Origin of the sequence: Photobacterium sp. WH24 (assembly GCF_019204055.1) — a bacterium.
Taxonomy (GTDB): domain Bacteria; phylum Pseudomonadota; class Gammaproteobacteria; order Enterobacterales; family Vibrionaceae; genus Photobacterium; species Photobacterium arenosum.
On sequence record NZ_JAGSOZ010000004.1, the window covers coordinates 264647 to 275459 of the forward strand.

Here is a 10813-nt window from a genome sequence, read left to right on the forward strand (position 1 = left end):
ATGCCTGCTATGCGCAGGCATGCTTCACTCTTCTGCCATTACTGCCGACTGAATCTGCTTCTGGGTCACTATCTGACGCACACAATCCAAGATCAGAAAGAGTACTGCCACCCAGATAAAGAGGTAGGTCGGCCACTCTCCGTCGGCAATGCTTTCCCCGAGTACCAAAGACACCACCACCAGCAATACCGGTTCCACATAGCTCAATAATCCGAACAGGCTGAAACTCAGCAGTTTACTCGCCACAATGTAGCTGCCAACCGCAAAAGCACTGATGACACCCAGCCCCATAATGAGCCAGCTAAGATGAGGGTGCTGGGCAAAAACGCTCAGGCTTTCATGCTCAAAAAACAACCACCAGATGGCCGGTGGGATCATGATAGCCATATCAAACCACAGGCCGCCCAGACTGTCTGTACCGAGTTTACGCCGCAGCATAAAATAGCCGGGATAACCTATCGCCACCACCAGCGTTTCCCAATATAAACCTCCCGAAAGCCAAAGCTTATGGGCAACACCGACTGCAGCAAAGAGAACCGCGATTTTTTGCAGCCCGCTCAGTCTGTCCTGATAAACGAAACGGCCCAGCACCACCATCACCAGCGGCATCATGAAATAGCCCAGAGAAACCGGCAGAGCACGGCCATTGATCGGCGCCCACATGAACAGCCAGAACTGCAAACCCAGCAGAAAAGCCGACAGTGGCAAGCCCAGCCATAAGCCAGGTCGCTGGCGGATTTCAGTCACAATAGCCATCACCTGTGGCCATTCTTTGCTAAACAGCAGAAAAGCGGTGAGAAATGGTAAGGTCAGTAACAGCCGCCAGCTAAAGATAGCTTCGCCATTCAGAGGATGCAGCAGGGTCGAGTAGTAATACAGCGCCCCGAACAGACACGACGACATCACTGACAGAAAAACGCCTTTACCCACATTACCCCCTGACATCCGATCCATTTGGCGACAACCTTAAACGCACAGGATGATATCAGCCCGTTGTCGCCAATGGCGATATAAATTTCCGTCAGGGGTTCAGGACGTTGAGAGGATGGGAGCCGGGTCAGTCCAGCGTTTTCTTAAATCGCCAGGAAGCCAGCAGCAACCCGAGCAAGGTAAAACCCAGCAGCCAAAGTGCATCTTTCCACAGCACAGCCACATCGGCGCCGCGCAGCACTATGCCCCGTATCATGCGCATAAAATGGGTAGCAGGCAGAATTTCTGCAATCCATTGGGCAGCTACGGGCATACCTTCATACGGGAACATAAAGCCGGATAACAAAATAGAAGGCAGCAGAATGAACACTGTCATCTGCATGGCTTGCAGTTGAGTCTGGGCAATTGTCGAGATCACCAGCCCCAGAGTCAGGCTGGCAGCAATAAACAACAAGGTGCCCAACAGAATCTGGCTGAGCGGGCCATTAATAGGCACCGCAAAAATGTAATGACCCAGCCCAAGAATAATCACCACCTGAATCAGACCAATAACGATATAAGGAGCAATTTTAGCCAGCATAAGTTCAAGGGAATGCACAGGTGTGGTGATCAGCAACTCCAGATTCCCCCTTTCCCGCTCGCGGACTATCGCCGCAGAGGTGAACAGTATCATGGTCATGGTGAGTATTACGCCGAGTAAACCCGGCACAATATTCACCGCCGTTCGCCGCTCCGGGTTGAAGTACAGCGCGACTTCAAAGGTTGGTGTCATCACACTCGACTGCTGCGCTTTGTAATCCGAGACCAGGTTATCGACCGGCATATTCTGTAATTGCAGCAAGGCAGAACTGACCATAGTATCAGAGCCATCCACCAGCCATTGCCCGGCTTTTCTGTGCTGTGCCAATCGTTGATCCAGATCCCTCGGCAGAACAAGCACACCACGTACTGTCCCGGCAGTAATGGCTTGTTCGCCTTCTCTGGGCGTGGCGTAAGTAGCAACCACAGTGACCACCTGAGTGGCTTTAACCGCTTCGGTAATCACCCTGCCATACTGAGACTGGCTTTGATCCACAATCGCCACGGGAATATTGCGCACATCCGTATTGATGGCAAAGCCAAACAACAACAGCTGTATCAAAGGGATCATCACTACCATGCCAAAGGTAATTCTGTCGCGGGACAACTGGCGAAATTCTTTCACCAGAATTGCTTTCATTCTGATAAGACTGGAGGTGATAACATTCATTACCTGCTCCCTGTGCTGGTCACAAAAACGTCTTCCAGACTGGGGCGAACCACATCCAGCTCAGCCTGAGCCAGTGCCGGCACCTGACGTTTCAGCCAGGCCACGGGGTCAGATTCTTCTGCGCGCACCAAGACCCGCAGACGAATACCTAACTGCGCTGCAGACACCACGGCCGGAATGGCCAGCAAACTGTCTTTAATCTGCCGGAGTCCCGGTGCCTGAATTTCAACCACACTGACCCCCATCTGCTTCATCAGGGTATCAGGCGGGCCGTCTGCCTTTATTTCACCGGCTTCCATAATCGCCAGCCCGTGACAGCGCTCAGCTTCGTCCATGTAATGAGTAGTCACCAGAATGGTGGTGCCAGCGTCAGACAAGTCAAAAAGCTGCTCCCAGAAATCACGCCGCGACTGGGGATCCACCGCGGAGGTCGGTTCGTCCAGAAACAGTAAATCGGGCTTGTGCATCACAGCCGCCGCAAGGGCGAGCCGCTGTTTCTGCCCGCCACTCATGCTGCCAACCCGTTGTTTCATCAATTCATTGAGGTTATAAATGCTGCCGAGCTCTGCCACCCTGGGTTTCAGCTCTCTGCCTGGTAAACCATAAATCTGACCAACAAACTGCAGGTTTTCTTTGACTGACAGATCCTCATACAAAGAAAATTTCTGCGTCATGTAGCCAATTTTCATCCGTAGCGCTTCCGCCTGTTCAGGAATACGCAGGCCAAGCACTTCAATCGCTCCCTCACTGGGGCTCAGCAGTCCGGTTAACATACGCAGCGTTGTGGATTTGCCACAGCCATTCGGCCCCAGAAAGCCGTAGATGTTGCCCTTGGGTACTTGCAGGTTCAGCTTGTTCACTGCGGTAAAATCGCCGAACCGCCGCGTCAACCCTGTTGCCTTGATAGCAAGATCACTCAAGGGGCATCTCCACTTGGACAGGTACGCCGGCTGGCAAGGTCTCGGCATCCGACAAATCGAACTCAGCCAGATAAACCAACCGCGCCCTGTCGTCTTCATTCAGCGCGTAGTAAGGAGTAAAGGCCGGCTCTGTCGCAATCCAGCGCAAAGTGCCTTCATAAGGCTCTGAAACGCCATCGACATACACCTTTGCCACGCTGCCGGGCTGCAATGCAACTCGGTATGGTTCAGGGACATACACTCTGGCATAAGGCTGGCTGTCAGCCAGAATGACGGCAACAACGGCGCTCATGGGCACTCGCTCGCCCAGATTATACGGCAGGCTGTCCAAAATACCGTCGCGAGTCGCCAAGACAGTGAGGTCATTGAAAATCCGCTGCTGCAGCGCCACATTGGCTGTTGCCGCTTCCAGTTCCGCCTGCGCCTGCTGAATGTCTTCAATTCTTTCGCCCCGGGTCAGCTTGGTAAAATTCTCCCGCGCCTCAGCCACTTGCGCCCGAGCACTGTCACGCTCAGCTTTTGCGGTATCCCGCTCGGCCACACTGATCAGTTTCTGCCGCACCAGGCTCTCTCTGCGCAGATAGGTTTTTTCAGCATCGGTCAAACGGGCATTCGCCTGTTCAAGCTGCGCCTTAGCCGCCGCAATATCTTCCACCCGCTCACCGTTAGTGAGCCGAAGCAGATAAGCCGCCGCTCTGGCCTGCTCGGCTTTAACCTGCGCCAGAGTAGCGGCCTGGCGGGTCGTGTCCAGCCTGACCAGCACCATTCCGGCTTTCACTGACTGGCCTTCGGCTACCGGCATGTCGCGGATGATTTCATTTGCCGTCGCCGTCAACGTAATACGATCGCGCTCCAGAGTGCCCAGTGCCAGAGAAGACGGACGACTGTCGCACCCAGCCAGTAACAAGAGTGTCAGCACCATAAATTGCAATGACCCAACAGATTTCATTTAGCGCCACTCCAAGACAGGCTGTAAGGTAAACCTAGTTAAGATAAGGTGAAATTCAATGTGTTAGCACAAGCATGCCGTAATTTCATACTCATTACTGCTGCATATTTCTCACTTCGCGACAGATGAGGAATATGCCCAACAGGCATTGATCATGGTCCAATACTGACGGCCAGCTCATCACTCCCCCTTGTACTGCCAACAAAAGCCATTAGAATGTCGCGCAATGAAATGCACTTCATTATCAAGTAAAAGTAAAATTTTTCTCTGACTTTTAAGGGAGTACCATGTCACTGTTGGGATATTTACGCTGGATAACCTTTTCTCTTTTCCTTTTCACCAGCCCCACAGCTTTTTCCACTACCATCACCGACAGTCTTGGGAACCCGTTTACCCTGGACGCACCACCCCAACGCATTATCACACTGGAGTATGCCTTCGCTGATGCACTGGCAGCTATTGATATCAGCCCCGTGGGGATTGCCGATGATAATGATCCGCTCAATCTGCATCCTGCGGTATTGGCGAAACTGGAGGGATGGGTATCAGTCGGTGGCAGAGCGACGCCCGCTCTTGAACAGATCGCGGCACTGAAACCGGATTTAATTATCGCCGATGTTAACCGGCATCAGGCGATTTATGCCGCGCTCAGCCAGATTGCCCCGACGGTACTGCTGGCATCCCGCGGTGAAACCTACCAGGAGAACCTTGACGTTGCCCTGAAGATTGGCGACATCGCAGGCCATCCTGATGTCATGCAGGCACGGCTCCTGCAACACAAAAATACTATGCAGGGTGCGGCGGACGCACTCAGCCGCTTTCACGGCAAGAGCGTGCTTTTCGCTGTGGCGTCCGAAAATGGCTTATACGCTTATTCCGGGGCCGCCTACCCTGGCGGCGTATTGAAAGCCCTCAAGCTAACGGTGCCCGAGAAAGTCGGCGAAGAAGACAGAGCACTGAGACAGCTGACTTTTGACGATATCGCAAGCATGGATCCCGACATTCTGCTATCCGGCAACATGGAACCTGGCAGTATTCTAGAACAGTGGCAGCAACGGCCTGCCTGGCAATCGCTGAAGGCCGTTTCCAGCGGGCAGCTCATCGGTGTCGACGGTAATCACTGGGCCAGCTGCCGGGGTATGCTGGCATCTGAAGCCATGGCAGACAACCTGCAGCAAGCCTTAACTATGACTCCAGAGCCACAATCCAACGTCTTACCAGTTGAGTGGGATCTCAGTATAGAGCCGGAATAATACATTCTCGTCCCAAGGCAGGATCGGCGCTTTACCCTGGACACGGTAAGGCGTCAGGTTATAGCGGGTGTATGACACCGAGACATTCATGCTGTTCATAACGGGATGGAGAATCGGGTAATGGATCGCCAGAAAGAGTTGGTTTTCCAGCCAGTTATCCTGATCTCGCCACTGCTGCCAGTAGCCTTCCCAGCTAAGTGTATTCTTTACAGAGCGCCGAAAAAACAGCTTCCAGGCTAATGCGTCACTGCTGCGTTTCAGTGCTTCCCGGCTATAGCCTCTGGTTTCTGGGACATCGTCATCGAACTCCAGCCCGTAGTAGCCGGCGCCAAGTGCCAGCCCGACAGCGTCAGCCTGGCGCTGATAATTCACTACAATTCCCAATTGTGCCTGCAGGGCTTCTTCCACGCTGAACACCGTATTCTGAAGCCAGCTGACACCCGTCTGCCAGCCAAGTGTTATGCCGGAATCATCCAGGTTAACCAAAGGTTGGGATAGCGAGCCGCCCGCCATAGTCCAGAAAGGGTCATGATCAGGATCCAGATGATCACTATCGTTATCATAATAAGCAATAATACTGGCTTGGCCAGCCAGACTGTCGGCATTGGAATAGAACAGGCCGAGGCCAAGATTCCCCCCTGGGGTATCCGAGTCTGCCTCGGGTACCCAGGTATCATGCCCCCCTATCGAGGTGGTTGTATGCCAAGCCGCATGAGTCGCAGGCGAAACAAAGCATACCGACACCAAGAGCAATCCAGCCAACTTAACTCTGACACGACACCCGATACCTGTCATTACAAGACTACACTCAACCCAGCTCATTACTGACAGCTTAGTTTGCTCTTGTTGACTGGGTAGTAATAAATGCACTATGTCCAACAGCCTGGACAATTATTAGACTAATGATCTGATTTCGTATTCCGTAGCATTATCGAAGATCTGAGAAATTGTAACAGCCAAGCAGATAAAATCATTGAATCACATTTCATCACTGAGCGAACCCACACCCCAACATTATTCTAAACATTGAGGTGCGGATACTCAGTCAATTATTGTTTAACCGCTGTCATCAGTGGTCGTTTCCACGAGCCATTGAGTACAACTTCCTCAGGTATATATAATCGTAAAACACCATAAAATGAATGATCTGGCGCGGGAAGCCAATTACTTTCCAAATTTTTACCGGGTGAATCCTTCTGAATGTAAAGTGTAACACTGCCATCTTCACCTTTAGTCAGATTTTCTAACATTGGAGAGTTGATCAAATAACGATTCAACTTATTTTCAACTAAAAACTTGTTTTCACCATCATACATAGTTAAAGACCAGAATGCCTTAGCTGGTGGTAAACTCCCTTTTTCAAATCGCAACTGATAGTTATTCTTACTTGCATCCAATGGCTTATTTTCTGAGTCAATAAAGTACCCTAAATACATGGCTTCATCTGCAGAATTACCAAATATTCCTAAAGCAGCACCAGAATATCGATATAAATACTGATTTTTTAATTGTTCTCGCGTACCAAAGAAATCTCCACTCGTTACTTTGTGATTATCGATATAATCTTTCTTAAAAGTAGCGAATTTTTTACGCCCATCATTCATACCATCCTGCAGAGCACTTAGCTGGTCTTGGCTGAGTTCACTTAATGAAAAGTCTTCATCTGTCCCAATACCAATTTTAGATAGTCTTTCTTTGATGTCTTTTTCACTCGATACTGTAGGAGCAAAATCCAGCATAAAATCTAAATAACTGAAGAATGCTGGTGTCGTAGACATATCACTTGTGAGTTTTGGCCACGCTATTCTAGGTTCTTTTTTAGGTTGAGCTTCGTTAAGGTAGTCACTTAACATTTCAACCTTATATTTTGATTGTATTTTTCGAACATTATCAATATCACTGTCATCGATTAACTGAGTTCGATAAAGAGCATAGACAATTTCAGATTCACTGCGAATGACTTTACTGACATTGCTCGGCTTTCCACCCTGCCAGTTTGGACCAGTGACCATATATACACCACCGTCATTACCTGTCGTACGAGTACCAAGGTAGGCAAAGTTTTGTGTGTAAATATCAATTAACTGCACAGAATAGTAACGTTCTGACTCCACTTTAGGCAGCGTTAAAACTATAGGCTCAGCGCGTAAATCCATCCAGACAAACGAGTAAGGGGTATCCGAATTCGGGGTAATAAAGGACGTATCCTTGGGAGTATAAACATCCGAGGTATTACCTATCTGGTTAAAGTCTGCTTTGAAGTTAGAATCGTTCTTATCTACAGCCTGAACATAAAGTGTCTTATACATTTCTACAACGGGATAGCCATAAATATACGCTTCCTCTGCAATTGCCCTGGCTTCTTTTAAATCTTTCGTAAACTCTGCATAGGCAGGTAAACTTGCTGTAAATATCGGTAGAGCCGCAATCAGAGAAAAACACTTTCGACTTAAAATCATCTTAATTCCTTCCTATAAAATATATTCATCATCACGGAATAATGTTAATTCACTACTTCAATATCATTTAACTTCCAGCTCTTGTCGAAATATGCCTCAGTCGGCGCATAAAGACGGAAATATGAAAACCAGTGACGACCTTTTATCGTCTGTATCCAGTTACTTTCAAACCCAGCGGGAGCTGCAGGACCGAAATACAGATCAATAGAACCATCCTGGTTTTCCTTCAACTCATTACGTGAAGATACATCCGATTTCTTTTGTTTATTATCAATCAGGGTTCTGGTATCGATATCATATAACGTCATAGACCAGAACTGTTTTGCTGGTGGGTTTGCTGGTACCGTCAGCTTATAATTCTTACCACCATCTAGCCACTGGCCTTTATCATCTGTATATGCACCAAGATATGTTTGTCCCAACCCAGGGGTGCTCGACATCATACCTTTTGTATTCGTAACGGCTTCATAGAACCAAGCACTTCTCTCCCACAGCTGATCGTAATTCCCAACTCTTTGTGATGGATCATCAATCTGTAAAACTTTATCCCATTGTCTGTCTGACCAATAACGTGCTTTGGGAAAACGCTTCGCAAAAGTATTTGCTTTTGCTATTAGCTCACCAATCTCCGCACCACTTTTGAGTGCTTTCAATTGAGATTCAGTCGGATTAAATGGCTTGTTTTTTTCAATGCCTAAGCTCGCTAACATTGCCATATAAAAACGGTCTCTCTCATTCACGGGTTCTTCCTGAATGATTTGATGAAGCCTTTCCCAGTAATGCATTCCTTTCGGTTGTGTTCCAGACCAGGCTTTACCCTTTGGCGTTAACAACTTAATTTCACTAGGGTTAGATTTCTTTGAATACGGGTAAATATTAAACGAAGATATTAATTTCTTTCCTTGTTCAGGATCCGGATCTAAGACTCTAAATCCGATTAGGTTATTCATTGTCTCAGACTGAACAACATAATAATCACTGCCGTCATCCGTAAACTCGTAACCCGGAGGCAGTAACAAATATTTCCCTCCATTCCCTTTATCTGGCCCTGTTTGCCCCATATCAACAACAGCACGTTGCCAGAAATCACCAATTCCACCAGCAGTCGGGCCTTTAGGCATATCAACTATCACTGGCCCCGTTTTATTGAGGTCAACGAAACTCAATAAATACGGAGTCGTCGCATTCGCTGTCAGTACACCGAGCTTATCTTCATAGCTATCGAGTAGCATTAAGTCGCCATTTTTGGCACCGAGCTTTTGTTGAAATTCATTTTTCCACTGAGCATAAGATACCAAAGGTAACGCCCATAAATAGGTTTGCGTTGCCTGCTGATAGTCTAACTCTTCGAATAGCTGATTGATTGACGATTTACTGGGTAAATCGCTGTTCATTTCAATTTTTCCAAATCGCGTTTCTAAACTTTGAACTGCTTCACTGCTATTTGCAGAAAACGACACTGAGGAAGTTAAAAGTAGCAGTAAGCATTTATCATTAAACATTTTCATGATTAAATCCTTTAAAAAACATGAACGTCTATAAATTCAGTATTTACAATAACAATTAAAACGTTAAGTTAAACCCGCCTAATGTTGTGAACTTTGGCTCACCGGCGCCACTGTGTGATACGGTCCATTGTGGTTCAATGTAAAAGTTCAATATCGTACTGTCCATTTTCCATACTTTCCCGGCACCTAAACCCACTGGGATATAATAATTTCCATTTTCAATATTAAAGCTCCAGATACCGGTAGATCGAACATACCAACCTTCAGGTAAGTTAAAAATACCGAAGGGTTGAAATGTTACCGAGCCTACATCTTCCCGATCATCATCGCCTGCAAACGATTGTTGCCATTGCAAAAGAGCACCAAGTAGCCGCTTCGGGGCTGGGTCAACAATGACTGCGGCCAAACCAGCTTGCCACTTACCAGTACCCAGCTCATCATCGCTTGCGGTCGGGGCTGTTATTAATGGCCCGGCGCCAATTTGCATTGAACCTGCTTTAAATAAGAAAATGTCAAATAAGTTAATATCACCCAGCCCCGTTGTGTAGTCGTCACTTGCATCAGGACGAGTACTCACAGGCACAGTCAGTCGAAATAACTGTGGCACAGCAACAAAATCATTAGGTAAAACTGGCAGTGTACCCCGCAACAAGAAATCATTCGTATATTTATCAGTGCCATAAATATCTGACGTGTAATAGTTTTGCGCATTGAGCCCTGGCGACGGGTTTAGAGGGTTGTTACTTTTATTTGCAACTTCAGCGTTATTGGAAAATGCCGAAAATGATGAAAAGATGAAGCCAAATAATCCGATTTTTTTTGTCACACTCAGCTTACTCATAAGTCGATCCTATTAAAACGATATACACTAAAAAATCAATGTTGCTGTACCCATAAAAGTATTATCACTTTCTAATCTATTCTTACTGCTAATTGAAGGAACCCAGCGCAAACTCAAGGATAGCGGCAGCTCCCCTTTTATTTTTGTATCATAAGTGGCTGTTGGTCCAACAACCCAATCGTAACCTTGAAAACCATTTAAACGATCAGCAATGGGGCCTGTATCATCACCCAATTGCTGAACCGTAGCCAAAACCAGTCCAAATCCGAAACTTTTATTCCATCGTTTTACAGCCAGCATATCTAGAGTAAATAAAGGTGCATTTTGGTAGTCTGTGTCTTTATTTCGTGTATAAAACTGAATGCCCGCTACTGCATCCAACTCAATGCTATACATTGGAATAATTTTGGTATAAGCGATTTGAGGAATAAAAGTCCAGGTGTTAAGGCTTGGATTGGCTATTCGTGAAACATCATATTCACCGGTTGGAGCCCATACATTAAAGCTAAGAGAAAGATGTTCAAACTCAGAAAAATGATAGCCTGCAATTATTGGCGAAAAGTATAAATCATATAAGTCTGATGCCTGCTGTTCTTCTTTACCTGATATCGTTCCCACTTCGTGGTAATTATTAACATCTGTCCATATATAAGGTAGGGTAAAACTTGAAGCAAAGTTCCATCCATCCACACTGCCATCCCATA

Annotated in this window: 10 protein-coding genes; 1 reads left to right on the forward strand and 9 read right to left on the reverse strand. The window is 47.3% G+C overall.

The window, feature by feature from the left end; genetic code table 11:
• Window positions 1-24: 24 nt before the first annotated feature.
• The 4 genes from rarD to KCG43_RS07440 form a co-directional block, all read right to left on the reverse strand.
• Complete coding sequence (rarD, locus tag KCG43_RS07425) at window positions 25-954, reverse strand: EamA family transporter RarD (RefSeq protein ID WP_218384166.1); 930 nt, start codon at window positions 952-954, stop codon at window positions 25-27.
• 103 nt (window positions 955-1057) lie between these two features.
• A complete protein-coding gene (locus tag KCG43_RS07430) occupies window positions 1058-2179 on the reverse strand; it encodes an ABC transporter permease (RefSeq protein WP_218384168.1) in 1122 nt (373 codons plus the stop codon).
• Window positions 2179-3099 (reverse strand): ABC transporter ATP-binding protein, encoded by a 921-nt coding sequence (locus KCG43_RS07435; protein WP_218384170.1) that lies wholly within the window; start codon window positions 3097-3099, stop codon window positions 2179-2181. The genes KCG43_RS07430 and KCG43_RS07435 overlap by 1 nt, the downstream gene beginning before the upstream one ends.
• Window positions 3092-4048 carry an HlyD family secretion protein gene (locus KCG43_RS07440; protein WP_370630671.1) on the reverse strand — a complete coding sequence of 319 codons (957 nt, stop codon included), beginning with the start codon at window positions 4046-4048 and terminating at the stop codon, window positions 3092-3094. The genes KCG43_RS07435 and KCG43_RS07440 overlap by 8 nt, the downstream gene beginning before the upstream one ends.
• Window positions 4049-4335: 287 nt before the next feature.
• Here KCG43_RS07440 and KCG43_RS07445 point away from each other — a divergent pair, with 287 nt between their 5' ends.
• Complete coding sequence (locus KCG43_RS07445; RefSeq protein ID WP_218384172.1) at window positions 4336-5301, forward strand: Fe(3+) dicitrate ABC transporter substrate-binding protein; 966 nt, start codon at window positions 4336-4338, stop codon at window positions 5299-5301.
• Here KCG43_RS07445 and KCG43_RS07450 read toward each other — a convergent pair.
• The 5 genes from KCG43_RS07450 to KCG43_RS07470 all read right to left on the reverse strand — a co-directional run.
• Window positions 5263-6063 (reverse strand): hypothetical protein, encoded by an 801-nt coding sequence (locus tag KCG43_RS07450; RefSeq protein WP_218384174.1) that lies wholly within the window; start codon window positions 6061-6063, stop codon window positions 5263-5265. The genes KCG43_RS07445 and KCG43_RS07450 overlap by 39 nt on opposite strands.
• Window positions 6064-6350: 287 nt before the next feature.
• Entirely contained in the window at window positions 6351-7760 is a 1410-nt protein-coding gene (locus KCG43_RS07455; protein ID WP_218384176.1) for a DUF1254 domain-containing protein, read from the reverse strand.
• Window positions 7761-7804: 44 nt separating this feature from the next.
• The gene (locus KCG43_RS07460; protein ID WP_218384178.1) at window positions 7805-9268 is read right to left on the reverse strand and encodes a DUF1254 domain-containing protein; all 1464 of its coding nucleotides are present in this window, start codon (window positions 9266-9268) and stop codon (window positions 7805-7807) included.
• 55 nt (window positions 9269-9323) lie between these two features.
• Complete coding sequence (locus KCG43_RS07465) at window positions 9324-10109, reverse strand: hypothetical protein (RefSeq protein WP_218384180.1); 786 nt, start codon at window positions 10107-10109, stop codon at window positions 9324-9326.
• A 27-nt stretch (window positions 10110-10136) separates the two neighbouring features.
• The coding region (locus tag KCG43_RS07470; protein WP_218384181.1) for a transporter at window positions 10137-10813 on the reverse strand (677 nt) is incomplete at its 5' end.

Bases quoted from the DNA above. Each gene is read 5' to 3' on its own strand.
- rarD (WP_218384166.1), bottom strand. From the start codon at position 954: ATGGATCGGATGTCAGGGGGTAATGTGGGTAAAGGCGTTTTTCTGTCA.
- KCG43_RS07430 (WP_218384168.1), bottom strand. From the start codon at position 2,179: ATGAATGTTATCACCTCCAGTCTTATCAGAATGAAAGCAATTCTGGTG.
- KCG43_RS07440 (WP_370630671.1), bottom strand. From the start codon at position 4,048: ATGAAATCTGTTGGGTCATTGCAATTTATGGTGCTGACACTCTTGTTA.
- KCG43_RS07445 (WP_218384172.1), top strand. From the start codon at position 4,336: ATGTCACTGTTGGGATATTTACGCTGGATAACCTTTTCTCTTTTCCTT.
- KCG43_RS07455 (WP_218384176.1), bottom strand. From the start codon at position 7,760: ATGATTTTAAGTCGAAAGTGTTTTTCTCTGATTGCGGCTCTACCGATA.
- KCG43_RS07460 (WP_218384178.1), bottom strand. From the start codon at position 9,268: ATGAAAATGTTTAATGATAAATGCTTACTGCTACTTTTAACTTCCTCA.
- KCG43_RS07465 (WP_218384180.1), bottom strand. From the start codon at position 10,109: ATGAGTAAGCTGAGTGTGACAAAAAAAATCGGATTATTTGGCTTCATC.